Here is a 22,721-nt window from a genome sequence, read left to right on the forward strand (position 1 = left end):
TCAAGTATACATGTTGACGCCCCAGAATCGGGAGAAAGGCTCTTTTTTGTTGTGGCATGAGCGATATTCCGGCACGAGGTGCGGCACAAAAAAAATCCCCAGGCCCTGTGGTGATGCAAGGGCCGGGGAGTGCGTGTAAATGAAGAGGGTAATCAGAATTTGTCGGCTAGGGCAGCAGCTTGCTGGCAGCCGTCGGTGTGGTCGATGTCGCCCACGTTGAGCACGCCGGGGATGAGGACTTCGCCTACCATCTCCCACTGCAGCAGGGCTGCGGTGCGCTCCATGGGGATGCGTACGCCGTCGAGTACGGTGGTGTCGTCCTCTTCGCAGCAGGCAATCAAGCCCCATTTCTTGCCGGCTACCTCTTTGCCGCCCACCACGAGCGAGAAGAGGCGGTCGATGGCTCCTTTGATCTGGGCCGGAATCGAATACCAATAGACCGGCATGGTGAATACCACGGCATCGGCCTCGAGTATGGCGGGGGCGATGTCGTTGAAATCGTCGTCGAACGAGCAGGCTTTGCCCGTTTTGTAACAGGTCATGCAGGCGTGGCAACCGCCTATCTTCAGGAAGGCGGCATCGAACCGGCGTACCGAGTGGCCCCGTTGCTCGGCTTCGTGGATAAAGGCTTCGGTCATGGCAAAGCTGTTGCCGTTTTTGCGGGGGCTGCCGGTGATGACTACTATTTTCATGGTCGTTTTTCTCCTTTCTTATTGTTGAATCGTATCGGAATTTTGGTTATAGGCTTTGGCTACACATTTCCACTCGCCATTGATTTTCAACAGCAGCAGGTAGTCGGTAAAGTCGATGCGTCCGCCCCACTTCTCTTCGAGCACGCGCACGACGGCTACCGTCTCTTCGAGGGCGACGATGTCGATGCGGGCATCGAAGTTCTCGCCGGCGCCCACGGTATCGACGTTGTGGTAGAACTGCTCGATGGAGCCATGTTCCAGTTTACCGTCCAGAAAGCCGAAGAGCACGGCCTCGTCGACAAACAACTCTTTGGCATAGCGGCTGTTGCCCTCTGCCACACTCTTGACAAACTTCATGGCAGCCGCTTCGACTGCCTTGTACTCTGCTATACTTGCTCTCATATTCAGTTGGGTTTTATGTTTGTTGCAAAGCTATGGGGTAATCCTTGTTTCTACAAGTACCGTAAAATTATTCGGGTACTGAAAATTTTTTCGGTATATCGCCATTTTGGGCAGTATGTTGTACATTTGTCTTTGTAATCAGAAAGGAGTGCGATTATGTATGAGCGTAAGATACCTGTCGATTTGGATTGTCCCTTGCGGCTGACCATGAGTCTGATCGACTCGAAGTGGAAATCGTGTATTCTGGACGAACTCCGGTACCGGTCGATGCGCCCCAGTGAACTGCACAAGGCTTTGCCCGAGGCAACTCCGCGGGTGCTCGACCTGCAGTTGAAGGAGCTGGTCGAGGATGGCCTGGTCGAAAAGACCATTTATGCCGAGTTGCCGCCGCGTTCGCAATACTCCATCACGCCGCTGGGCATGACCCTGATTCCCATCATCGACGCCATGCTCGAGTGGGGTACGAAAAACAAAGAGCTTTTTGAGCGGAAGTACGGCAAGTGAGGCCGGTGAATTTTCTGTTTGAGACGGTATGAGGCCGCGCCTTTATCCTCTTTTTACAGAAGATAGGATGCGGTTCGGCCAAGCAAATAATGCAAGCATCTTTGCTTGTCGCTCACCTTTCACTATCTTTGCACCGGCTATGGGATTAGCTTTTAACCGCCTTTATGTGCTGATGATCCCTACTTGTGATACAATAATAAAATGACATTTTATGCTGAAGACATTGCTGATTGTAGGGGCCGGCAGTTTTACCGGGGGTGCGCTGCGCTATCTTCTTTCCAAAGCGATACAAAGCTGGGGCTTTCACTCGTTCCCGGTCGGCACCTTTTGTGTAAATATTCTGGGCTGTCTGGCCATAGGTCTTTTTTACGGACTGTTTGAACGGAACAACCTGATGAGTGCGAATCTACGCCTGTTTCTTACCGTAGGACTGTGCGGCGGCTTTACCACCTTTTCGACATTTATCAATGAGAGTTTCCAGATGATCAGGGATGCCAACTTCTTTTACCTGTTTCTCTATGTGGGGTTGAGTTTGTTGGGCGGCCTTTTCATGTTGTATGTGGGGTATTCCCTTGTAAAATGGTTGTGATATGGAATTGGGAAAAAAGTATAAGGCATTGCGGGTCTATTTGAGCAATACCGATAAGGTAGATCACACATCGGCTTATGAGACGATTGCCTACAAGGCCCGGCAATCTGGCTTGGCAGGAGCTACCGTATATAAAGGTCTCATGGGTTACGGAACCAGTAGCGAACTGACTCCGGTCAAGTTTTGGGAGTTTACCGAGAAGGTGCCGGTAGTGGTCGAGATGATCGATGAAGAGAGCAAGATCGATGCCTTTGTCGAGCAAATGGCTCCGTGGTTCGAATCGTTGCCTAAAGGCTGTTTGGTTACCTGCCAGGATGTCGAGGTTCTCTTCCTGAAAAAGGGGGACAGACCGGCCGTTCGGTAGATACACGATGCAGTGCCCGTAGCGGTCGGTGGCGCTATCTTCGCCATGCCGGTAAAAAGGAGAAACGGGGAGGGGAGTCGAGATGAAGGAATCCCGGCTCACTCTCCCCGATTGCTGTCGGTTACAGAATGGCGTTAAACAGGTATCCCGACAAGATAATAAAAAGGGTGATGATGCCGAAGAAGATACCAATAAGTCGCCAGGTCATCACCTTTTTCAGCAGGGTGGCTTCGGGGAGCGAGAGCCCCACGACGGCCATCATGAAAGCCAGAGCGGTACCGATGGGTATGCCCTTGGCTACAAATACCTCGATGATGGGCACGATGCCGGCGGCGTTGGCATACATGGGTACGGCCAGCACAACCGAGAGGGGTACGGCCCACACGTTGTCGCGCGACATGTAGTGCTCGAAAAATCCTTCGGGCACATACCCGTGCATGGCGGCCCCGATGCCTATGCCTATGACGATGTAGAGGAGTACCCCTTTCACGATGCCCCACGCTTCGCGCAGGATGGAGGGCAACCGTTTCACGAAGGGGGTCTGTTCGCGCTCCCAGGTGTTGAAGTCGGCCGAGGCGTTTTGTTGTATCTGCTTTACCCAGTCGCTCAGGTAGGGCTCCAGCTTCAACTGGCCCAGCACGAAGCCGCCAATCATGCCCAGCAGGATGCCGCTCACCACATAGACGAGGGTGATGCGCAACCCGAAGGTGCCGAGAAACATGGCCACGGCCACCTCGTTGACCAGCGGCGAGGTGATGAGGAAGGCAAAGGTGACCCCCAGAGGAATGCCTCCCTTGACAAACCCGATGAAGAGCGGTATCGACGAGCAGGAGCAGAAGGGGGTGATGGCTCCGAAAAGCGAGGCGAACAGATATTGCAGTCCGTAGAGGCGCCGCGAGGTGAGGTAGTCGCGCAGCCGTTCGATGGGGAAGTAGGCATTGACGATACCCATAATCGCACTGATGAAGAAAAGCAGGATAATGATCTTTATCGAATCGTAGAAAAAGAAGTTGAGGGAGCTGCCGAGCGGGGTGGCGGCACTCAACCCGAACAGGTCGTATACCAGCCAGTCGGCAAATTGTTGTATCATAACAGGCTAAGTTTTTTTGTTTGTAATATTACGAACATTGCGTTTAAAAATTTATCGTTCACAGGCACATCGGGGCAGTTCTTTCCCCAGAATCTCGGTCAGATAGAATCGGGAGAACCTCTCTTTTATCAGGTCGCGAGCCTGGATAAAGGCTTGCCTTATCGTCTCGGGCGACCCGGTGACTTCCGAGGGGTCCTCGATGCCGATGTGCAGCCGGTGGCGCACCTCTCCCGAGAAGGCGGGGCAACTCTCGCGGGCGTGGTCGCACACGGTGATGACATAGTCCCACGTTTCGTTCAGGCAGGTTGCGACATCGGTCGGGCGGTGATGGCTTATGTCGATGCCGGCTTCGGCCATCACCTCGACGGCATGCGGGTTGACCTGCTCGGCCGGATGGGTTCCTGCCGAGAAAACTTGCAGATTGGCATCGAACGATTGTAAAAAGCCGTGAGCCATCTGGCTGCGGCAACTGTTGCCGGTGCAGAGAATCAAGATTTTCATATCCAATTGAGTTGAGTGAGTGCATAATAGATGCCGATGGCGATGAAAATGATTGCCACCAGGCGGTTGAACCATCTTTGAAAGAGTTGCATGCGGTTGTAGAATTTGCCTATACCCGCCACGCTGTATGCCAGTATCCAGGCCGCCACGACAACCGGCAGTCCGGTAGCCAGGGCAAAGACCACGGGGAGCAGATAGCCTTCGGGCTCGATGACCGACATGGGGATGAGCATACCGAAATACAGCACCCCGCTGGTGGGACAGAAGGCCAAGGCAAAGAGCAGACCGAGCAGCAGGCTGCCCCATGCGCCTCTCAACCGTTCGCTCTTGGCCGATGGCGAGAAGCCCCACCGGGCGAGCGGGAGTTTGTCGCCTATCAGCATGAACAGACCGATGAAGATAAGCAGTGGTGCAATCAGTTGTTCGCCCCACCGACTTATCTCCTTTTCGATGAGGAAGGTATCGGCTCCGCTTCGCAGGATGGCAATGAGTATGGCCCCCAGCACCGAGTAGGCGACTATGCGCCCGACGGTGTACAGAATGCCGCTGGCAAACATGCGGTTGCGGTTGGCCATGTCTTTGCCTATGAAGCCGATAGCCGTGATGTTGGTAGCCAGCGGACAGGGGCTTACCGCCGTGAGCAGTCCCAGCAGAAAGGCGGTGATGACGGGCATCTCGCTCTGTTCGAGCAGGGTTTGCAGATATTCCATGGGGATGGGGTTATTTCAGGAGTTGGACAATCGTCTCTTTTACCTCCTGCTTGAATAGCTCCGTGTGACTGCGTGCATTCCGGAATGCAAAGAGGGTGAGGTCGTTGCGGCTTTCCTTGCCGTTGTTCCACCCGTTGATGAAGAGCGACGAGCGGCTTACCCGATAGCGGTCGGCCAGTTTTTCACCGTCGGGGGTCGAAATGTCGATGGCCCGGAATCGTACTTTTCCCTCTTTGACTTGAGCGTTAAACTGTTCGTCTATAACTTCGCGGGTGCAGGCCTCGATGGCTTTGCAGGTGACACAGCGCTGTTTGCCGTGAAAGTAGAGCACCTCGACATAGGTATCGGATGTGGTTTGTGCCAGGCTCGCCGTCAGGTAGAGCAGGAACGAAAGGGTGAGGAGTATCGGTTTCATGGCTGCTGCGTTTATCGGGTGAGAATGCTTTTTATCTCGTCGGTCGATATTTTGCCTTTGGCTACCACCTTTCCGTCGACGACAAGAGCCGGAAGGGTCATCACGTTGTAGGCCATGATTTTTATCAAGTCCTCCTCTTTGGTGAGGGTGGCCGTCATACCCAGCTCGGCGAGGGCTTGTTCTACTCGTTCATACAATGCTTTGCACCCGGCACAGCCGGTTCCTAAAACTTTAATTTCCATAGTTATTGTAATTATATTAGTTAAACGTAATTCGTAGAATAACGAACAATAGGTTCGAAAAAAAAACGGGGGGGGCTGTTACGGGCAGCACTTCCCCGACGGGCAGACGCACTGCTCGAAAAACTCGCCGAACAGTCGGCGGGCCTTCTCCCAGTTTTGCCGGTTGATGCAATACCGCACCTTGGGTGTCTCGACCTCGCCCTGGATGAGGCCGGCCTCCTTCAGCTCCTTCAGGTGTTGCGATACGGTGGCTTTGGCGATGGGCAGCTCTTCGTGGATGTCGCCGAAGTAGCAGGTCTCCTGCTGGGCCAGAAAGTGCAGGATGGCCACCCGGGCCGGATGCCCCAGGGCTTTGGCATACCGGGCCAACTGTTCCTGAGTGAGGGTATAGTCTCGTTTTTCGTCCATAGTCAGAATTGTTGTTCGCAAATATACGAACAATATGTTTGCCGGACAACAGGTCGCGCTCATTTTTTTTCCGATTGTATTACAAGACAAGGGCCGAGGCGTGCAGCCTGAACACGAGCCTGCGGTCGGTTGTTGTATTGTAGAGTGAATGTCCGGAGATGGTATAAAACTGTATTGCATTGAGAACAAAAAGATTATGAAATGTTTTGACGAAGGAAACACACCCCCTCGGCAAACTTGAAAAGAAACAATAAAAAGTTCTAAAAATAGATAGACCGGCAACTGCCGTTTTGGAGAGAGTGGTGAAATGGCCTATTTTTGCCACCCAATTCGGGGATTATTTAGAACCAATATAAATTTGGCCGGTAGATTGCTGTGGCGTATTGACCCTTAAAACGATTGATTATGAAACTGATTATGAGTGACCGACCTATTCGATTGAACATTCGAGACCATTCGGAAATAAAGTATATCGACCTCTCGTCGCTGAAGATAGCCAACTGTACAGGCTGCTTCGGATGCTGGACCCGTACGCCGGGCAAGTGTGTGATGCGCGACGATGCGACCCGGGTCTATCCCTATATTGCCGCCAGCGACCGGGTGCTCTATGTGAGCCGGGTGATTTACGGCGGATACGATACGGAGATGAAGCGCATGCTCGAGCGGGCTATCCCGGTGCAGCAGGCCTTTATCCGCATCGTCAAGGGCGAGACGCACCATGTGCAGCGGGCCGTGGTGCCCAAGCGGGCTACGATTGTGGCCTATGGCGACATCGATGCCGAGGAGCAGGCTCTCTTCCGTCGGCTGGTAGCCCGCAATGCGAGTAATATGAGCTTCGAGAGTCACGAGGTGATATTCACCTCCGAAGCCGAGTTGGAAAACTGTGTAAAAAACATTGTGGAACTATGGGACGAGTAATGATTATCAACGGCAGCCCCCGGGCTCCGAAGTCGAATTCGAAGCGATATGCCGAACTTTTTATGAAATACTGCTCGGCCGAGACGGTCTATTTCAACCTGACCAGACGCAATCATCGCGAGTTGTGCGAGCAGATGGCGGGGTATACCGATGTGCTCTTTGTCTTCCCCCTCTATGCCGATGCCCTGCCGGTGGGGTTCCTCGAGTTTCTGAAGGTGCTGGAGAGCTGTCCACCCGCACGTAAGCCGGTGGTCTCCATCCTGATTAACTGTGGTTTTCTGGAGTATACCCAGAACGAGATTGCCATAGAGATGATGCGCCTCTACTGCCGGAAGAACGGCTATCGGCTGGGGTCTATTCTGGAGTTGGGCAGCGGCGAGGCCATTCTGGGTACACCCTTCAAGTATGTAGCCGTGCGGGCCATCAAGCGGCTGGCACGGTCGGTAGCCCGGGGGGAATACCGCACGATACAGGCCACCATGCCGCTGAGCAAGCGGTTGTTTATATGGGCCTCGACGTACTATTGGACCGCGTTCGGCCGCAAGTTCGGCGTGTCGAAGAGCCAGATGCAGACGATGCAAATCGAGGACGGGCGGTTGCCCCACACGCCTCCGACGGGAGAGTGAGGCGCTGGCCCGGCTGCCGGCCCGGCCGATATGCAAGGGGCGGGGTGGTGATTTTTATTCCCGCTCTCTTGTATCACCTGTGGGGGAAATTGCTATCTTTGCACCCCGAAACAGAAAGGAATAGATTATGAATACCTTACCCGAAGATCCGATGATCTTGTTTTCGTTTATCAACACCAAGTTGCGCGACAACTATGCCTCGCTCGATGCGCTGTGCGACGACATGCACATCAGCAAGGCCGACCTGGTGGCCAAGTTGGGCAGTGCGGGTTTTGAATACAACCCCAGCCAGAACAAGTTTTGGTAACCGGTCGCACCGGCTCTTGCCCTCCCCGCAGGGAGAGTTTTGTGCCGTGACCGGTTTGTGACTCTCTTTTGATTTCAGCCCGAGACCCGGAGCTGAATTTTTTTTTGCCTGTTCAGAACTTGAAGCTGATGCTCCCGTAAGGCATGCAGTTGTAGGGCCAGTGCACGGAGTAGAAGTCGAGCAACTCCTCTTCGGGCGGGTTGCCCACGATGTTGTAGAGTCCTACGCGAAGCAGCAGCAATTTGTCGTCCCCGAAATTTTTCTTGAACGAATAGCCGGCGTCTACCCGGTAGTTGAGCGGAGCCCGCCGGGTGTGGAACTGCTCGATGGGGAAGGGGTCGAAAGTTGTCTCGTCGATTTCGAGTATCTTGCCCGACCTCAACAGTCCGCCCAACGAGAAGGAGGAGCTGCTGTTGAGGTTGTAGGTGACGGCTCCGCTCAATTGGTGGGGGATGTCGTAGAGCGAGGGTATTTTCCCGTTGGCCTTCAGTTCGTCGAACCACTCGCGGCTGCGGGCATAGGTGTAGGAGAGTTGCAGCAACCAGTGCCGCCAGTAGTTGTAGAAATAACATTTGATGCCGTAGCTGTCGCCGTTGCCGGTCATGATGTAGTTGCCCCACTCGGTATCTTCGACAAAGGTCTCGGGGCGCAGGGCCACGATGTTGCGGCGGGTCTTGTAGTAGGCCGACAGCTCAAGGGCGCCGTTGCGCAGGTTGTGTTTCCACCCCGCCTCGTAGTGTTCCGACGAGCGCGGTTTGTACGACTCGATGCTGGGCATCCTGAAGTCGGTGGGCATGTAGAAGGTGTTGAACCGCAGGTAGTGGTAAAACTGCTCCATGCGCGAGAAGTTGAGATAGAACAGGTCGTTGGTCCACGGCGAGTATTTGAGCGAGAAGCGGGGCTGGATGCTGTAATAGTCGCGGTGCTTCTCGGGCAGATAGCCGATGAAATGGACTCCCACCTGGGTGAATAGTTGCGAAGTGATGCGGATGAGGTTGTCGTAGAAAATCGAGAATTGGTCGATGGGCTCGTGGCGCACACGTACCGTGTCGCCCAGGATGGCCAGGTCGTAGAACTCGTGGGCATATTTGGCTCCCCAGCGGGTGGTGTAGATGTTGTCGTAGCTGTATGTGAACTCGGTCGATACGTTCATCGACTTGATGCCGCTGTGAATGTAGCTGCGTGTCGCAGTTTCGAAACCCAGTATTCCGGCATGCGCCACATTTTCGTGTGAGGTGTAGAAGAGCGAGGTGGTGTTGCTCAATTTCCCTTTCGAAAAGTTGTAGGCGAGCTGGTAGATTTGGTTGTTCCAGCGCATGGCCGTAATCTTCTCTTTGGGGCCGACGGGCATGCGGTAGATGTCTTGCGCATGGTAAGCCAGAGCCTTGAGCGAGCTCGACGGCGAGATGTCGTACGACAACTTGGCGTTGAAGTCGAGCGTCGAGTGGTTGAGGCGGTCCTCTTCGGAGAAAAACTCGTCGAGCAGGTCGAGCCAACTGCGCCGGGCACTCACCAGGTAGGAGAGTTTGTTTTTGAGTATGGGGCCTTCGAGCATGATCGAGGCGGCCGGCATGTCGAGCGAGAGGGTGCGCATGTGCTCCTGTTTGTTGCCGTCCTTGAGGTTTATTTCGGTAATCGACGAGAGCTTCCCCTCGAGTTTGGTGGGGAAGAACCCTTTGTGAAAGACGATATTCTTCACGGCGTCGCCGTTGAATACGGGCAGCATCAGGTTGAGGTGCCCCGGGTGGTATACGGGCACGCCGTCGAGCAGGAGCTGGTTCTCGTCGTATCCGCCTCCGTCGACCAGAAAGTTGTTGCCGGTGGGTATGCCGGTCACGCCCGGCAGAATCCAGATTTGCGAAAAGAGGTCGTTGCTGTTGAACGAGAGCATGCTCGAAGGAGCCAGTTCGTCGAGCGAGTTGCTCAGTTTGCGCGAATTCACGGTGACCTCTTCGATTTCGAAGAGCTGGGCATTGAGTTGGGGTTGCAAGGTCAGGTCGCGGTCGACGACAATCGTCTGTTCATAAGGCTCGTATCCCATGCAGGTGATGCAGAGTCGGTAACTCCCTTCGGGCAACGGCAGCCTGAATCGGCCGTTTTCGTCGGAGAGGGTGTACTGTTTCCGTTCGTTTTCGTCGTAAAGCGAGACGATGGCTCCGTAGAGCTTTTCGCTGCTTCCCTCTTCGCTGATGGTACCCGAGAGGGTGAAGAACTTCTCTTCGCCTATTTGTATGACCAGTTTGCGGGGTGAAATCTCGATGGTCTTGAAGCGGTAGTCCCGCAGGAGCTCTTTCAGCAGTTTCCCCACGGTGGTGACACCTGCCGTTTTGAAGGTGCACACCCGGTCGAGGTCGATCGACGAAGGGTTGTACGAGAGGGTGATGTCGCATTGCCGCTCGATTTGCTCGAACCATTGTAACACAGAAGCAGAAGAGGCGGAGACTGATATCCGCTCTTCTGCTATCGCAACGGGTCTTTTTGTAATTTCACCTAACGATGAATGAACCCAAAGTAGTGCTATTATAGAGAATAAGAATTGTAACTTACTCATAATAAAGTTTGTAGTGCCGCCCCTTTTCCAGAGTGTCGCATTGGCAGCCGCACACGAAAGCCAGTTCGGCCGCTATGCTCTCACGCTCGCTCACATTGATTTTGGTGGTGACCGTGTTTCGGTCGAGTCCTTTACCCAGCTCGATTTTTACACCGGTCTGCTTTTCCACCTCCTGGACCACCGTGGCGATGGGACTGTTTTTGAAAACCAGTACCGAGTCGCCCCTCCCGAAGAAGGAGGCGGGGTCTTCGATCAGGCCCAGTGTCATCTGGTCGTCGGCGATTTCGACCTTTTCGTTGGCTTCCAGAATGACGTTGTTGTATGAGGTAGAGACCTTCACCCGTCCGCTCTCGACAAACACGCCCGACTTGTTGTCGTGAGCGGCATCGACGAGAAACGAAGTCCCCAGGACTTCGACCGTCATCTGTCCGGCAGAGATTTTGAAGGGGGCGTTGTCACGATTTTTTACGTGAAAGAACGCTTTCCCGGTGAGCTCTACCTGACGGGCGGTCCCGTCGTCGGCATATCGGAATGCCAGGGTTGCATGGGGATAGAGGGTAACCTCCGACCCATCGGGCAAAAGAACGTTTTCGGTTTGGGTTATATCGGCGTAGCGTACGGTTTGGGTGTCGGTCTCGTGAGAGAGTATCATCCAGGTAGTTATCAGTATGAGGGCAATGGCTGCGGCAGCGGAGTAGAACCAGGCTTTGTGCGAGAAGCGACCGATTTTCAGGGAGTGCTCCTTGAGTTGCGGTTCGACTTTGGCCCAGGCTTTTTCGGTATCGACCTTGAACGAGGTGTCGCTGAAGATAGGCATCTCGATAAGCCGTTGCAATCGTTGGCTCTCTTCGGGATATGCAGCTTTCCATTGATCCAGTTTGGCCTGCTGGGCGGCGGTGAGCCGTTCGTGAGCGAAGTGTTTGGCCAACAGTTCGTCTATGTCGTCGTGATTTCCCATTTTACATGCAGTTTAAGAAGATTGATAAAACGATTGTGATAAGGATCATGCGCAGGGCATTGTTTTCGGCCACATAGGTGCGCAGGAGTCGGATAGCCCGGGTCATTTGATTCTCGATAGTCTTCTCCGAAAGGTTCAGCTTCTCGGCAATCTCGCGGTATTTCATACCTTTGAGTTTGGCCAGCAAAAAGACCTCTTTGCATTTAGGAGGTAACGATGCGAGTGCTACTTGCAGGAGATTGTCGGGCGATTTCGCTTCGTCGGCTTCATCATAGATTTCATCAGGCGTGTCGATGGCGGCAGTGGGATAGTCGTCGATCGAAACGAAGGCGCCCTGTTTCTTGCGCAGGAAAGAGATGCAGCTGTTTCGAATAGCAGTGGTCATGTAGGCGGCAAACTCTTTCTCGGGCAAGGTATCTTTCCCTTTGTCCCAGACATTGATGAAGAGTTCTTGCACAATGTCTTCCGAGTCGTCTCGGTCCAGCACATATCCGTAGGCTATATGGCATAGCCGGGGATAGTGTTTCTGGAACAGGGACTTGAAGGTTTCTTTTCTGGTCTCTCGCATAAGTAGCACTCGCAGGTTATGGGGTGATTAGAATCTCAAGCTTACGCCGGCGGTCACAAAGCCTTTGTATCCGAGGCCGGCTTCGAGGAATCCACCGATGCGTTGGTTGCCAACTCGCAGGGCGATGGGGTTTACCTGGTAGGCAAAGGTGGTAGAGAGGTCGCTCTTCTTGGCGTTGCTGGTAGCCGTCTGGTTCAGGCTCTTTTCGGTGTGGTTCACCAGATTTACACCGGCGGCAGCACCACCGTAGAGTTCAACGACACCGCGTTTGAAGTATACAAATTCGACCGTGGGCAACAACATGAAGTTCAGGTCTTTCTCTTTCAGCGAGGGGGCTGTTTCACCAGCCAGGGTCAGCTTGCCGGTCGATTGAACGAATCCCAGGTCGGCACCTACTCTGAATTGGGCAATCGAGTATCTGTAACCCAGACTGTATACCAGGCTCGATTTTTCGTCGCTGCGCTTGCTGCCTGTTACTGCGTCGCTCAAGCCCATGCCAAAGACGTTTGCAAGTCCGAGTGTGAGTCCGTCGCTGGCCGAGAGGCGTATTTCGTGGCGGGGCATAGACTGGGTGTTATTAGCGGTGGTTTCTTGTCCTTTTACAACATGGCTGCTTACGGCTGCGCACAAAAGTAATGCAATAAATTTGATTTTCATAATTTGTTAATTTTTTTCGTTGTGTAAATGGTGAGCCGTTTTTTCTCTCCGCGTTGTGCGTGGTGGGAAGCCGGCTGCTTTTGCTTTCCCGTGTGGGTCGCTTAGCTATGTGATTTTGACCTTATAACGCCGGAGTTTGAAAATCCCCCTACCTGTGCTGAAAAAAATTTTCATAATTTTTCGTATCTATCTTATTATCAGCAAAATAAAATTTTCGGAATTATCGTTCCGGTTTTATCGCCTTTCGTAATATTCGAGGCGATTGTCCGGGGCATTGGGTTGCTTTGTCTGTTGACAGGGAGATTACAGAGATATTAAATTTTCGTTTCCTTTCGATTTCTGATTTTTTAATTTGCTTTTTGTTTCGAAATTTTTCCCTTTGAAAACCGTGGAGAAGAATAAAATTTGTATATTTGTCGATGTTGTAAACCATACCGATGATAATTATATGAAGAGGATAGATTTTCCCCGATTGAGTCGGCTGCGTGAAACCTGGGTAATACTCGCCGTGAGTGTAGTCTCAGTGTTGTCGGCTCAAACCTATCGGCCCATTTCGACCTGGCCCGCCGAGACGAATGAACGCATAGAGGAGTTTCTGCAAACGACTCTCTCGATTACCGACCGCAAGGTTGCCGTCTTCGATTGCGATGGTACCGTATTCGGGCAAGCCCCCTACTATCTGGCCGACGAGGCTCTCTATGCCTATGCCCAGACGCATTACCGGGAGCGCACCGACCGGTTGGCCCGGCAGAAGATGGCGATTATCGACCGCATGGTGAAGGATGGCAACAACGTGGGCAAACCCTATGTCGAGGATCGGGTCCATTTCTTCGCCGGCATGACTCCCGAGGAGATTGCGACAATCGGTTACGACTGCTACATGCGCTCTTATAAGGGGAAAATGTATCCCGAGATGAAGGCCTTGATTGCCAATCTGAAGGAGTTTGGCTTTGAAGTATGGATTCTTACCGCCTCGCCCGAGTTCCTCTATCAGCGCTTTGTGGCCGACGAGTTGGGTATCCCCGTGACGCATGTACTGGGCGTGAAGGGGGTGGTGAAGAACGGTGTGATGAGCGACGAGATTATCATGCCCATACCTCAGGACGACGGTAAGGCACAGGTGATACCTACCTACATCAAGGCGGTGCCCCTCATTGTGGGGGGGAACAGTCGGGGCGATATGGACATGCTCAACGAATCGCGGGGATTGAAGATTGTCGTCAACCCCGACGATGTAACCGTGCGGGGCGAAGCCGACGGTCCCATGAACGGCCACACCGTGAAGTCGTATTGGGAGAAGGAGGGGGCCCTTATCGTCCGTTGCAACGATGTGCGCGATACGCAGGTCGATTTCAAGACGGCTCTCTTCGAGATAAGGACCAATGCCGAGAATATGAAACCTTGAACAAGTTATAAACCCAATAAAAACGTGAGATAACTATGAAATCGAAACTCTTTATGGCGGCTGCTCTATTGCTGGCCCTGTCGCAGAGTGCTTATGCTCAGTACACCACTCATGCTGTGGCACATCGCGGTTATTGGAAGTGTGAAGGTTCGGCCGAAAATTCGCTCACCTCGTTGCAAAAAGCTCATGAGGCCGGTTGCTGGGGGTCGGAGCTGGATATTTGGCTCACGGCCGACGGCAGGCTGGTGGTCAATCACGATGCCCATACACTCGACGGGCTGGAGATCGAGAAGAGCAATTTCGACCGGCTCACCCGGTCGAAACTGAAAAACGGCGAGAATCTGCCTTCGCTCGAGGCTTACCTCGATGCCGGCAAGAAACTGGCTCCCATGATTCTGGTGCTGGAGTTGAAAACCCAGTCGACTCCCGAGCGCAATATCGAACTGGCCCGGAAGGTGGTCGATATGGTGAAGGCCAAGAAGATGGAGGCGCAGGTGGAGTATATTGCCTTCAGCAACCTGGTGGGGACCGAACTGATAAAGCTGGCACCCGAGGCCAAGGTGGCCTATCTCAACGGCGACAAGACCCCGGCCGAACTCAAGGAGTTGGGCTATACCGGCCTCGACTATGCTTATAAGGTATTGAAAGCCAATCCGCAATGGATCGACGAGGCACACCTCCTGGGCCTCACCGTGAATGTGTGGACGGTCAACAAGGCCGAAGACCTGCAATACTTCATCGACCACAAGGCCGACTATATCACCACCAACGAGCCGGTGCTGCTGTTGGAGATGCTGAAGAAATAAGATACGACTGAACTTTAAATAGGCGATTAGACTATTTCTCACAAGGGGCTGTATCCGTGACATCCGGGTACAGCCCCCTTTTTATTCGGGGGCCGGTAGCTGTTTGTAGCGGAAGGCGCACTCTACCCGGGGCGACAGCTTGCGCAACTTGAGAAAGGTGTCGGTCGATACACCGTATCCCCGGCATATCGAGCGAATCGACTCGCCTCGGGCCAGCCGCTCGACAATATCGGGTTCGTGGTCGATGAGGAGACGCAATTTGGTGATGCTCCCCTTGCGGCGTCCCAAGGTCACCCCTTCGGCCTTGCGCAGGGCCAGCGCCTCTTTGGTTCGCATCGAGATGAGGTTGCGTTCGATTTCGGCCACAAGGCCAAAGGCAAAGCAGAGCACCTTGCTGTTGATGGTGTTGTCGAAGGCATAGCCGTCTTTGGTCGAGTAGATGGTGATTTGCTTCTCGAGGCATCGGCCCATGATGGCCATGATTTCGGTGAGGGTACGGCTCAATCGCGAGATTTCGGTTACGATAAGGGTGTCGCCCGGTTTCAATTGTCTGATTACCCTTCCGAGTTTTCGCTCTCGTTGGTCTTTCTTTCCACTTACAATCTCGGTTACCCACCGGTCGATGTTCATGTCGCGAGAGCGGGCAAAACGTCTGATTTCGTCGGCCTGATTGTCGAGGTGCTGTCTGCTGGTGCTGATTCTTAAATATGCAATTACCATACTGTATTGTTTTTTGTCGGAGGATAAAGGTATGGTATTTCCGCGAGGGTGAGAAAATGAGACTGCCCCGGAGATGGCGGGCTCGATGAGGTCGGCGGGTGGGTATAAAAAAAGGAGACGGGCGCGAGCCCGTCTCCTGTGTATGATGATCGATTGCTGTATTCGATTAGAATACCACTACTTTCTGGTGACCGATTACGTAGATGCCGGCAGGCAGTTCTACGACGTTGGTACCTTCGACGAGTTCGATTTGACGAACTTGTGCGCCGGTGAGGGCATAGACGGCAATCCGGGCAGCCTCGGCCGTTTCGATGGTTACCTGACCCTTACCGTTGATAATCTTCATGCCGTTGGCTTCTACCGTTTCGATACCCGAAGCTACACCCTCTTTGATGCTGAGGTCGGTGATGGTCCAGCGGGCAGCACCTTCGGCCTCGGAGCAGGTGTATTTGAAAGCGAAGCGGATAGGAGCGGTGAGGTTCTTCAGCTCGATGTCGCCCGAGGGGGTAGTCTCTTGCGACGAAGCCCAAGTGGCCATGTCGGTAATTTCGGTCCAGGTAGCCTCAGCGGGTTGCGTCATGGTGCTGGGGTCGAAATTGCTTGAGTAGAAGAGTTGGGCGGCAGGACCCGTGAAAGCCACTTCGCTACCGAAGGAGAGCACGATGCTGGAAGCACTTACGGCCGGAGAAACGAGGTAAGTCTCGCCGTCGCCCTTGTTAAAGCCGTTGGCTTGTGCACCGTAAGAGGTCGAACCCCATTCGGTCGTACCGTAGGTAACATAGGTGAGCCATTCGCCCAGACCCGATTTGAAGTCTGTCGAGTAGGGCAGCGAAACCGATGCAGCCCGTACCGTCAAGGTGTATTGAGCGGCACCCTCTTCGTAGGTGTCATTGCCCTCGGTGGTAGCTTTGATAATCGTGGTACCCGGGCCAACTACCGTTACGATACCTTCGGTGCTGATGGTGGCCACCTCCTGGTTGCTGCTGCTGTAGGTGATGGGGCGCTCGGGAGTAGCCGTGGCGGCACTGTTGTAGGTAAAGCTCTCGGTGAAGAATACCTCTTTGTCGCCGCTAACTTCGTTGAAAGCTACAGTTACAGACTGTTTGCCTTCATCGAGTTTGTAGAGGGTGAGGTTTTTCTGGCTGCCGGTGTAGCAGGCAAAACGGGGAGAATTGGTATTGTATTGGAGCAGACGGTTCGTTACGGAACCGTTTGCGCAAGTGAAGAGGCCATCGGCAAACGTGAATGTCCAATCGCAGTTCTCTTCGGTGTATGCTTCGTAGATGTATGCGTTGTTGCCGCTACCTCTGTAACCTACGAAAATATTGTCGCCATTGCTGATCGACATGCTACCGTTGGCTTGTGTGGTGATGTCCCAGATAATCGATTGGTCGTCGGTTACGATTTTACCGTCGGTAAGGTCAACGTCGGTATACATGAAGTAGCTCTTCTCGTTGGTGGTGTTCATGGCTTTTACCGAGGTAGCATCGTCACTGTCTTGGTATACGATGATGTATTTGCCATCGGTTACGGCACCGCTGGTCACTTTGGCAAAGGTCTTGATCATAGCCGGGTCAACAACGGTCAAGGTATATTCTACGAAAGAGGCTTCGTAGGTAGCTGTTTCGGCTACTTCGGCCTTGATGGTAGTCGTACCGCCGGCAACCAGCGTAACGAGACCGTCCTGGGCAATCGTGGCCACTTCCTGGTTGCTGCTGCTATACGTGATGGTAGCGTCGGAAGCCGTAGTGGCCACACTGCTGTAGCTGCCTTCGGAGAGTTGTTTGGTTACATCGCCCGTGATGCCGGTAAAGGCCAGGTTGGGATTCGATTTGCCCGATTCTTCCAGCTTGTAGAGAGTCAGGTCTTGTTGTCCCGATTTGTAAGTCGTAAAGCGAGGACTTGAAGGGTTGTACTTCAAATACAATGCAGTTGATGACCCTACGCTTTTTGCTATAAATTCGCCATCCGATTCTGTGAAGGTCCAGTAAAACTTATTGTCTCCGTCGGCCCAAGCTTTGGCAGGAACATTTTTTTCGCCCGAGCAGTAAACAAAAATATCACCGTTACTTATGGTGCTGCCGGTCTCGGTCGTTTTTATTTCCCAAACAATCGAGGCGTCGGGGTTGAGAATAGAACCGTCAACAGGCGTTATATCGGTCGGATTGAAATATTTACCTGCATTCGTGTTGTTCATTGCACAAGTCGTTCCATAGGCAATCACATATTTGCCGTCGGTCAGTTCGTCGAGGGTGGAGATTTTGGTATAGGTGTCGGCCCAACCTGCATTCATTCCACATAACAGCGTTACTAATAAGATAGCTGTGCGAAAAAAGTAATTTTTCTTCATAGATATAATTTTTAGAGTTCTCGTATTCTATATCTTTCGTTTTGAGTGCCTTGGTTAAGGAATAACAAAAATATAAAATAGCTCTTGAAAGTAAAAGCGTTTCGGGAAGAAACTTTCCTTTTTTAATGAAAATGTCATATTGCCCTTCGGGTTCGCCCGCTTTTTATTTATTTTGCAGCATCTATTGACTCAAATAACTGACACAATGAAAAAGGACGAGATAAAGAAACCGGTCAAGATTTTGTTTGTATGCCTGGGGAATATCTGCCGGTCGCCGGCGGCCGAGGGGGTGTTTCTGCACCTGGCGCGCGAGCGTGGGGTGACCGATTGTTTCGAGGTCGATTCGGCCGGGACTTACGGTGGTCATGCGGGCGATTTGCCCGACCCTCGCATGCGGGCACATGCCGCCCGTCGCGGGTATCTGCTGGAGCATCGCAGCCGTCCGGTGCAGCCCGACGATTTCGACCGCTTCGACCTGATTCTGGGCATGGACGACTACAACATCGACACCCTCCGCTCGATGGCCGACACGCCCGAGCAGACGGCCAAGGTGCAACGCGTGACCGACTATTGCCGGTACTATCCGGTCGATTGCATTCCCGACCCCTATTACGGTGGGGCCGATGGCTTTGAAAATGTGCTGAATATCCTCGAGGATGCCTGCGAGGGGCTTATCGATTCGTTGGTCGATGCGTAGCTTTCGCGCTCTTGGTGTGCTGCCGGGAGGGGCAGGAGGTTCCCTTTGACAATTAGTCTTTTGTTTCGCTTTCGATACCGAAGAGCGATTGGAGAATGCGCCGGGTTGCCCCCGTGTGCGACGAGATGTAGTGGCCGGCGTTGTGGCTGGCTGTGGCCAGGGCTTCGGGGTTGTCGAGCAGACGGTCGGCCGTGGTGTCGAACTCCTCGCTCGAGGCGATGGCGAATCCGCCGCCGCAGGCTATCAGTTCGTGAGCCTCCTTGAACCGCTGGTGATTGGGCCCGAAGATGACGGGCAGGTCGTAGACGGCCGCCTCGGCAATGTTGTGGATGCCGGCACCGAACCCGCCGCCCACGTAGGCCAGCGTGCCGTAGCGGTAGATCGACGAGAGCAGCCCGAAGCAGTCGACAATGAGGCAGTCGCACGCGGTCACCTCGGCCTCGGTTGCCCGCGTGTAGCGCAGGGCGGGGCGTTTCAGCAGGCTCTCGATAAAGAGCAGGTGCGACTCGTGAATCTCGTGCGGAGCCAGTATGAGCTTGATGTCGTCGCGACGGTTGAAGTAGTCGATGAGGAACTCCTCGTCCTTGGGCCACGAACTGCCGGCGATGAGTACCTTTTTGCCCTGGGCGAAGCGCTCGATGAGGGGCAGCTCCTTGGCCGAGCGCCGTATGTCGCTCACGCGGTCGAAGCGGGTATCGCCCACCACCGATACGTTGGTGATGCCGATGCCGGCGAGCAGTTGGCGCGACTGTTCGTTCTGGATATAGAGGTGGGTAAAGTTGCGCAGGATACGGCGGAAATAGCCTCCGTAGAAACGGAAGAATATCTGGTTGGGGCGGAAGATGGCCGAGATGATGTAGGTGGGAATCTCCCGACGTTTGAGTTCGTTGAGGTAGTTTGCCCAAAATTCATACTTGATGAATATGGCTTCGGTGGGGCGGGTGAGGTCGAGAAAACGCTTCACGTTGCCCGGCAGGTCGAAGGGGAGGTAGCACACCAGGTCGGCCCCCTCGTAGTTCTTGCGCACCTCGTATCCCGAGGGGGAGAAGAAGGTGAGCAGGATGCGGGTCTCGGGGCGCGCCTTGCGGATGGCCTCGATGAGCGGGCGGCCTTGCTCAAACTCGCCCAGCGACGAGGCGTGTATCCACAGGTATCCGCCCTGCGGGTCGGCCTTGCGGGAGAGGTAGTCGAAGATACCCTTCTGCCCCTGCGTCAGTTTGCGGGCCTTGGCGTTGCGCATGCCGGCCAGAGCGACCAGTTGTTTGTAGCAATATATTCCAAAATTATAGATACATTTCATAGCCAACCAAAAATTCTCTTGTCGGGTTTACAAGATGTTTTTCAGATATTCTCGTTTCTTTGTCTGCCCCCGGTCTTTCCAGGCCTGGTCGTCGAGATAGAACCGCACGATGAGCTGTTGTTGCAGGTCGCAGTGCCCCGGTGTGTAGTGCACGTTGATCGAGGCCATGCAGTTGAGGTAGCTCTTGCGGAAGATATAGGCATATACGTCGGTGCGGTTGTAGGTCGGTGACTGGTAGAAGGGGTCGCCCTGGTTGAGCTGTGCGCCCAACTGGGGATAGAACGGCATTTGCGCGCCCCCCTTGTAGAAGGTGTTGCGCAGCCCCAGGAACCGCCACTCGGCCAACAGGTCGATGAGGATGCCTTGCGGGTGGTGCCAGGTGCCCACGTTGCGCAGCCGCTCGAGGCTGACGTGGTAGCCCACCTTGAGGGTGAGCGTGTCGAGCGGGGTGCAGGGGGTGAGGTCCAGACCCACGTAGGGGCTGGCGATGAGGTCGTCGGTCACGGTGTAGCGGTCGTCCGAGTTTCGGGGGCGTGCCAGGTGGTTCATCACCAGATGCCCGCCTGCGAAGAGGTAGGGCAGGGGTTGCCACCGTCCGTTGAAGACCACCATGAAGGCCTCGCGTTTCACCTCGGTCTGTACCTGCCGCCAGTCGGCATAGAGCTCGGCAAAGCCCTTGGGGTGCACATACTGGAACAGGGCACCCGCGATGTTGGGGCGGAAGTAGGTGAGTGAATCGTATTGCAGAATGGCCGGTACGTTCTCGAGCAGTTGGGTGCGGGGAAACATACCCATCGACATGCGGAACCTCGACGACTGGTACCGGTAGTAGGCCGTGGGGTGTATGCGGGCATGGTCGGTAGAGCCGTCGATGGGCTGTACCCACGAGGCGCCGGCCATGATGGAGCTGTTGCCCATACGCAAGCCTATCTCGGGCGAGAGCCGCGTGCCGAAGAAGGTTTGCGACTCGACCTTGGAGTAGCTGTACTCCCGGTTGTCGAAGAAGGCGGTCATGTCGACACTCCACGCCACCTCCTGCGCCCGGGCGGGGAGCAGGGCGGCCACGAGGGCGACGAGCAGTAGCGTATGTGTGCAGCGACGATTCATCAACCCAGGTATTCGATGGCTCTCTCGATGCGTTTGATAGTCTCTTCTTTGCCCATGATTTCGGTGATGTCGAACATGTGGGGGCCTTTGCATTCACCTACTACGGCCAACCGGAAGGCGTTCATCACGTTGCCCAGGTGGTAGCCGTTGCGCTCGATCCAGTCGAGGACCACTTTCTCGGCATGAGCCGACGAGAGGTCGTCGAGGTTGCGCAGTATCTCGATGAGCTCGCGCATGATGGCGGGAGTATCCTCTTTCCAGCGTTTCTTCACCGATTTCTCTTCGTAGCTGGTGGGAGCGACAAAGAAGAAGGCGGCCTGGTCCCACAGCTCCTTGACGAAACTTACACGGCCCTTGACCAGTCCGATGATGCGGGCCACGGTAGCGGGGTCGGCTTCGATGCCTTTCTCTTTGAGGATGGGCATGAAGAGGGTCGTGAGCTCTTCGTTGCTCTTCTCCTGGATGTATTTGTGGTTGAACCATTTGCCTTTTTCGTAGTCGAATTTGGCGCCGCTCTTGCTGCACTTCTCGAGCGAGAAGAGTTGGATGAGCTCGTCCATCGACATGATTTCCTGGTCGTTGCCGGGGTTCCAGCCCAGCAGGGCGAGGAAGTTTACGACAGCTTCGGGCAGGTATCCGGCCTCGCGGTAGCCCGACGAAACTTCGCCCGTCTTGGGATCGTGCCACTCGAGCGGGAATACGGGGAATCCCAGGCGGTCGCCGTCGCGTTTACTCAGTTTGCCCTTCCCGTCGGGTTTCAGCAACAGCGGCAGGTGGGCAAAGCGGGGCATGGTATCTTCCCAGCCGAAGGCGCGGTAGAGCAGTACATGCAGCGGGGCCGAGGGCAACCACTCTTCGCCGCGGATGACGTGCGAGACGAGCATCAAGTGGTCGTCGACGATGTTGGCCAGGTGGTAAGTGGGCAGGTTGTCGGCCGACTTGTAGAGCACCTTGTCGTCGAGAATCGACGAGTTGATGGTCACCTTGCCGCGGATGAGGTCATCGACTACCACGTCTTCGCCCGGTTCAATCTTGAACCGCACCACGTACTGGGTGCCGTCGGCAATGAGCCGGTCGACCTCCTCTTTGCTCATCGTGAGCGAGTTGCGCATCTGCATGCGGGTCGAGGCGTCGTATTGGAAGTTGGGTATTTCGTGACGTTTGGCATCGAGCTCGGCCGGAGTGTCGAAAGCGATGTAGGCTTTGCCGGCTTCGAGCAGCTGGTCTACGTATTTGCGATAGATCTCTTTGCGTTCCGATTGGCGATAAGGGCCGTAGTTGCCGCCGTAGCTCACCCCTTCGTCGAAGTGGATGCCCAGCCATTCGAGGGCTTCGATGATGTAGGCCTCGGCTCCCGGTACGAACCGTTGGGAGTCGGTATCTTCGATGCGAAAAATCATGTCGCCGTGGTGTTGCTTGGCAAACAGATAGTTATAGAGAGCGGTACGGACTCCGCCAATGTGCAGGGGGCCCGTGGGACTTGGTGCGAAACGCACCCGTACTTTTCTTTCGGTCATATTCATATCGTTGAAAAACGCGACAAAATTAAACATTTTTTTTGATTTAGCCTATATCCCCGCATATATTCTATGTGGGGCGCTGGGCCGGGCGGCCGACGGGTCGGCTACTCGTTCAGCTCGTTCAGGATTTTCTGCAGGGCCTCGTCGGTCTCGAAGAGTTTCGACTTGCAGAACTTGAGCAGTTCGAGCGACCGGGCGGTGCACTTTTGCAGCTCGTCGATTTCGTATTCGTTGTTTTGCAGTTTGGTGACGATTTTCTCCAGCTCGGCTATCGCCTGGGCATAGGAGAGTTCGGTATTCTGGGCCATATCGGT

At 54.2% G+C, this 22,721-nt stretch carries 27 protein-coding genes and 1 riboswitch; of the genes, 9 read left to right on the forward strand and 18 right to left on the reverse strand.

Translation table 11 applies throughout. From position 1 onward, the window contains the following. Positions 1-152: 152 nt before the first annotated feature. Together NW211_RS11970 and NW211_RS11975 are read right to left on the reverse strand one after the other, a co-directional pair. On the reverse strand, positions 153-692 hold the full coding sequence (locus NW211_RS11970) for a flavodoxin family protein (RefSeq protein WP_087408840.1): 540 nt from the start codon (positions 690-692) through the stop codon (positions 153-155). Between the two features lie 18 nt (positions 693-710). Continuing rightward, entirely contained in the window at positions 711-1,094 is a 384-nt protein-coding gene (locus NW211_RS11975) for a nuclear transport factor 2 family protein (protein WP_087408839.1), read from the reverse strand. Between the two features lie 156 nt (positions 1,095-1,250). Here NW211_RS11975 and NW211_RS11980 point away from each other — a divergent pair, with 156 nt between their 5' ends. From NW211_RS11980 to NW211_RS11990, 3 genes are all read left to right on the forward strand, one after another. Beyond that, positions 1,251-1,598, forward strand: a complete 348-nt coding sequence (locus tag NW211_RS11980) for a helix-turn-helix domain-containing protein (protein ID WP_087408838.1) — start codon at positions 1,251-1,253, stop codon at positions 1,596-1,598. Positions 1,599-1,724: 126 nt separating this feature from the next. After that, positions 1,725-1,787, forward strand: a riboswitch (Fluoride riboswitch). A gap of 22 nt (positions 1,788-1,809) precedes the next feature. Continuing rightward, positions 1,810-2,187: a fluoride efflux transporter CrcB gene (gene crcB, locus NW211_RS11985; RefSeq protein WP_087408837.1), complete on the forward strand. Its 378-nt coding sequence runs from the start codon at positions 1,810-1,812 to the stop codon at positions 2,185-2,187. A 1-nt stretch (position 2,188) separates the two neighbouring features. After that, a complete protein-coding gene (locus NW211_RS11990; protein WP_258327974.1) occupies positions 2,189-2,551 on the forward strand; it encodes a DUF190 domain-containing protein in 363 nt (120 codons plus the stop codon). A gap of 121 nt (positions 2,552-2,672) precedes the next feature. On the opposite strand, the gene NW211_RS11995 is transcribed toward NW211_RS11990, so the two are convergent. The 6 genes from NW211_RS11995 to NW211_RS12020 form a co-directional block, all read right to left on the reverse strand. Then, positions 2,673-3,641: a permease gene (locus NW211_RS11995; RefSeq protein WP_258327975.1), complete on the reverse strand. Its 969-nt coding sequence runs from the start codon at positions 3,639-3,641 to the stop codon at positions 2,673-2,675. A gap of 51 nt (positions 3,642-3,692) precedes the next feature. Beyond that, the gene (locus NW211_RS12000) at positions 3,693-4,142 is read right to left on the reverse strand and encodes an arsenate reductase ArsC (RefSeq protein WP_258327976.1); all 450 of its coding nucleotides are present in this window, start codon (positions 4,140-4,142) and stop codon (positions 3,693-3,695) included. Beyond that, on the reverse strand, positions 4,139-4,852 hold the full coding sequence (locus NW211_RS12005; RefSeq protein ID WP_258327977.1) for an aromatic aminobenezylarsenical efflux permease ArsG family transporter: 714 nt from the start codon (positions 4,850-4,852) through the stop codon (positions 4,139-4,141). The genes NW211_RS12000 and NW211_RS12005 overlap by 4 nt, the downstream gene beginning before the upstream one ends. 10 nt (positions 4,853-4,862) lie before the next feature. Next, positions 4,863-5,267, reverse strand: coding sequence for a nitrophenyl compound nitroreductase subunit ArsF family protein (locus NW211_RS12010; protein ID WP_258327978.1), 405 nt, complete (start codon positions 5,265-5,267; stop codon positions 4,863-4,865). Between the two features lie 11 nt (positions 5,268-5,278). Next, entirely contained in the window at positions 5,279-5,509 is a 231-nt protein-coding gene (locus NW211_RS12015) for a thioredoxin family protein (RefSeq protein ID WP_087408833.1), read from the reverse strand. 78 nt (positions 5,510-5,587) lie between these two features. Continuing rightward, positions 5,588-5,917 (reverse strand): helix-turn-helix transcriptional regulator, encoded by a 330-nt coding sequence (locus tag NW211_RS12020; protein ID WP_087409585.1) that lies wholly within the window; start codon positions 5,915-5,917, stop codon positions 5,588-5,590. A 405-nt stretch (positions 5,918-6,322) separates the two neighbouring features. Between NW211_RS12020 and NW211_RS12025 the strand changes: the two genes are divergently transcribed. From NW211_RS12025 to NW211_RS12035, 3 genes are all read left to right on the forward strand, one after another. Further along, on the forward strand, positions 6,323-6,835 hold the full coding sequence (locus NW211_RS12025) for an NAD(P)H-dependent oxidoreductase (protein WP_258327979.1): 513 nt from the start codon (positions 6,323-6,325) through the stop codon (positions 6,833-6,835). After that, positions 6,823-7,461: a hypothetical protein gene (locus tag NW211_RS12030; RefSeq protein ID WP_087409583.1), complete on the forward strand. Its 639-nt coding sequence runs from the start codon at positions 6,823-6,825 to the stop codon at positions 7,459-7,461. The genes NW211_RS12025 and NW211_RS12030 overlap by 13 nt, the downstream gene beginning before the upstream one ends. 127 nt (positions 7,462-7,588) lie before the next feature. Beyond that, the gene (locus tag NW211_RS12035) at positions 7,589-7,768 is read left to right on the forward strand and encodes a DUF4250 domain-containing protein (protein WP_025279088.1); all 180 of its coding nucleotides are present in this window, start codon (positions 7,589-7,591) and stop codon (positions 7,766-7,768) included. A 112-nt stretch (positions 7,769-7,880) separates the two neighbouring features. Here the strand turns inward: NW211_RS12035 and NW211_RS12040 are convergent, their stop codons facing one another. The 4 genes from NW211_RS12040 to NW211_RS12055 all read right to left on the reverse strand — a co-directional run bounded on the left by NW211_RS12040 (position 7,881) and on the right by NW211_RS12055 (position 12,502). Next, a complete protein-coding gene (locus tag NW211_RS12040; RefSeq protein ID WP_258327980.1) occupies positions 7,881-10,190 on the reverse strand; it encodes a TonB-dependent receptor in 2,310 nt (769 codons plus the stop codon). A 121-nt stretch (positions 10,191-10,311) separates the two neighbouring features. Beyond that, the gene (locus NW211_RS12045) at positions 10,312-11,277 is read right to left on the reverse strand and encodes a FecR family protein (protein ID WP_258327981.1); all 966 of its coding nucleotides are present in this window, start codon (positions 11,275-11,277) and stop codon (positions 10,312-10,314) included. Between the two features lies 1 nt (position 11,278). Then, complete coding sequence (locus NW211_RS12050; protein ID WP_258327982.1) at positions 11,279-11,845, reverse strand: RNA polymerase sigma-70 factor; 567 nt, start codon at positions 11,843-11,845, stop codon at positions 11,279-11,281. Positions 11,846-11,872: 27 nt separating this feature from the next. Next, positions 11,873-12,502, reverse strand: a complete 630-nt coding sequence (locus NW211_RS12055) for a hypothetical protein (RefSeq protein ID WP_258327983.1) — start codon at positions 12,500-12,502, stop codon at positions 11,873-11,875. A gap of 448 nt (positions 12,503-12,950) precedes the next feature. On the opposite strand from NW211_RS12055, the gene NW211_RS12060 reads away from it, so the two are divergent. Both NW211_RS12060 and NW211_RS12065 read left to right on the forward strand, forming a co-directional pair. Continuing rightward, on the forward strand, positions 12,951-13,907 hold the full coding sequence (locus tag NW211_RS12060) for an HAD family phosphatase (protein ID WP_087409590.1): 957 nt from the start codon (positions 12,951-12,953) through the stop codon (positions 13,905-13,907). A gap of 35 nt (positions 13,908-13,942) precedes the next feature. Continuing rightward, the gene (locus NW211_RS12065) at positions 13,943-14,713 is read left to right on the forward strand and encodes a glycerophosphodiester phosphodiesterase family protein (RefSeq protein WP_258327984.1); all 771 of its coding nucleotides are present in this window, start codon (positions 13,943-13,945) and stop codon (positions 14,711-14,713) included. Positions 14,714-14,794: 81 nt separating this feature from the next. Here NW211_RS12065 and NW211_RS12070 read toward each other — a convergent pair whose 3' ends face one another. Next, entirely contained in the window at positions 14,795-15,433 is a 639-nt protein-coding gene (locus NW211_RS12070; protein ID WP_258327985.1) for a recombinase family protein, read from the reverse strand. 166 nt (positions 15,434-15,599) lie between these two features. Further along, entirely contained in the window at positions 15,600-17,726 is a 2,127-nt protein-coding gene (locus tag NW211_RS12075; protein WP_258327986.1) for an Ig-like domain-containing protein, read from the reverse strand. 277 nt (positions 17,727-18,003) lie between these two features. Between NW211_RS12075 and NW211_RS12080 the strand changes: the two genes are divergently transcribed. Continuing rightward, positions 18,004-18,480 carry a low molecular weight protein-tyrosine-phosphatase gene (locus NW211_RS12080; RefSeq protein WP_375379592.1) on the forward strand — a complete coding sequence of 159 codons (477 nt, stop codon included), beginning with the start codon at positions 18,004-18,006 and terminating at the stop codon, positions 18,478-18,480. Between the two features lie 52 nt (positions 18,481-18,532). Here NW211_RS12080 and NW211_RS12085 read toward each other — a convergent pair whose 3' ends face one another. From NW211_RS12085 to xseB, 4 genes are all read right to left on the reverse strand, one after another. Continuing rightward, a complete protein-coding gene (locus NW211_RS12085; RefSeq protein WP_258327988.1) occupies positions 18,533-19,780 on the reverse strand; it encodes a 3-deoxy-D-manno-octulosonic acid transferase in 1,248 nt (415 codons plus the stop codon). 27 nt (positions 19,781-19,807) lie between these two features. Beyond that, positions 19,808-20,887, reverse strand: a complete 1,080-nt coding sequence (locus NW211_RS12090; RefSeq protein ID WP_087409574.1) for a hypothetical protein — start codon at positions 20,885-20,887, stop codon at positions 19,808-19,810. Beyond that, a complete protein-coding gene (gltX, locus tag NW211_RS12095) occupies positions 20,887-22,404 on the reverse strand; it encodes a glutamate--tRNA ligase (RefSeq protein ID WP_258327989.1) in 1,518 nt (505 codons plus the stop codon). The genes NW211_RS12090 and gltX overlap by 1 nt, the downstream gene beginning before the upstream one ends. Positions 22,405-22,511: 107 nt before the next feature. Continuing rightward, positions 22,512-22,715, reverse strand: coding sequence for an exodeoxyribonuclease VII small subunit (xseB, locus tag NW211_RS12100; protein WP_087409573.1), 204 nt, complete (start codon positions 22,713-22,715; stop codon positions 22,512-22,514). Between the last annotated feature and the right edge of the window lie 6 nt (positions 22,716-22,721).

Origin of the sequence: Barnesiella sp. ET7 (assembly GCF_024733785.1) — a bacterium.
Lineage (GTDB): Bacteria > Bacteroidota > Bacteroidia > Bacteroidales > Barnesiellaceae > Barnesiella > Barnesiella merdigallinarum.

Excerpts from the sequence above, each read along its gene's own strand:
- NW211_RS12025 (WP_258327979.1), top strand. The coding sequence starts at position 6,323 with ATGAAACTGATTATGAGTGACCGACCTATTCGATTGAACATTCGAGAC.
- NW211_RS11995 (WP_258327975.1), bottom strand. The coding sequence starts at position 3,641 with ATGATACAACAATTTGCCGACTGGCTGGTATACGACCTGTTCGGGTTG.
- NW211_RS11990 (WP_258327974.1), top strand. The coding sequence starts at position 2,189 with ATGGAATTGGGAAAAAAGTATAAGGCATTGCGGGTCTATTTGAGCAAT.
- NW211_RS12020 (WP_087409585.1), bottom strand. The coding sequence starts at position 5,917 with ATGGACGAAAAACGAGACTATACCCTCACTCAGGAACAGTTGGCCCGG.
- NW211_RS12060 (WP_087409590.1), top strand. The coding sequence starts at position 12,951 with ATGAAGAGGATAGATTTTCCCCGATTGAGTCGGCTGCGTGAAACCTGG.
- NW211_RS12030 (WP_087409583.1), top strand. The coding sequence starts at position 6,823 with ATGGGACGAGTAATGATTATCAACGGCAGCCCCCGGGCTCCGAAGTCG.
- NW211_RS11970 (WP_087408840.1), bottom strand. The coding sequence starts at position 692 with ATGAAAATAGTAGTCATCACCGGCAGCCCCCGCAAAAACGGCAACAGC.
- NW211_RS12090 (WP_087409574.1), bottom strand. The coding sequence starts at position 20,887 with ATGAATCGTCGCTGCACACATACGCTACTGCTCGTCGCCCTCGTGGCC.
- NW211_RS12065 (WP_258327984.1), top strand. The coding sequence starts at position 13,943 with ATGAAATCGAAACTCTTTATGGCGGCTGCTCTATTGCTGGCCCTGTCG.
- NW211_RS12085 (WP_258327988.1), bottom strand. The coding sequence starts at position 19,780 with ATGAAATGTATCTATAATTTTGGAATATATTGCTACAAACAACTGGTC.
- NW211_RS12045 (WP_258327981.1), bottom strand. The coding sequence starts at position 11,277 with ATGGGAAATCACGACGACATAGACGAACTGTTGGCCAAACACTTCGCT.
- NW211_RS12005 (WP_258327977.1), bottom strand. The coding sequence starts at position 4,852 with ATGGAATATCTGCAAACCCTGCTCGAACAGAGCGAGATGCCCGTCATC.
- gltX (WP_258327989.1), bottom strand. The coding sequence starts at position 22,404 with ATGACCGAAAGAAAAGTACGGGTGCGTTTCGCACCAAGTCCCACGGGC.
- NW211_RS12070 (WP_258327985.1), bottom strand. The coding sequence starts at position 15,433 with ATGGTAATTGCATATTTAAGAATCAGCACCAGCAGACAGCACCTCGAC.
- NW211_RS11975 (WP_087408839.1), bottom strand. The coding sequence starts at position 1,094 with ATGAGAGCAAGTATAGCAGAGTACAAGGCAGTCGAAGCGGCTGCCATG.
- xseB (WP_087409573.1), bottom strand. The coding sequence starts at position 22,715 with ATGGCCCAGAATACCGAACTCTCCTATGCCCAGGCGATAGCCGAGCTG.
- crcB (WP_087408837.1), top strand. The coding sequence starts at position 1,810 with ATGCTGAAGACATTGCTGATTGTAGGGGCCGGCAGTTTTACCGGGGGT.
- NW211_RS12050 (WP_258327982.1), bottom strand. The coding sequence starts at position 11,845 with ATGCGAGAGACCAGAAAAGAAACCTTCAAGTCCCTGTTCCAGAAACAC.
- NW211_RS12015 (WP_087408833.1), bottom strand. The coding sequence starts at position 5,509 with ATGGAAATTAAAGTTTTAGGAACCGGCTGTGCCGGGTGCAAAGCATTG.
- NW211_RS12000 (WP_258327976.1), bottom strand. The coding sequence starts at position 4,142 with ATGAAAATCTTGATTCTCTGCACCGGCAACAGTTGCCGCAGCCAGATG.
- NW211_RS12010 (WP_258327978.1), bottom strand. The coding sequence starts at position 5,267 with ATGAAACCGATACTCCTCACCCTTTCGTTCCTGCTCTACCTGACGGCG.
- NW211_RS12035 (WP_025279088.1), top strand. The coding sequence starts at position 7,589 with ATGAATACCTTACCCGAAGATCCGATGATCTTGTTTTCGTTTATCAAC.
- NW211_RS12055 (WP_258327983.1), bottom strand. The coding sequence starts at position 12,502 with ATGAAAATCAAATTTATTGCATTACTTTTGTGCGCAGCCGTAAGCAGC.
- NW211_RS11980 (WP_087408838.1), top strand. The coding sequence starts at position 1,251 with ATGTATGAGCGTAAGATACCTGTCGATTTGGATTGTCCCTTGCGGCTG.
- NW211_RS12075 (WP_258327986.1), bottom strand. The coding sequence starts at position 17,726 with ATGAATGCAGGTTGGGCCGACACCTATACCAAAATCTCCACCCTCGAC.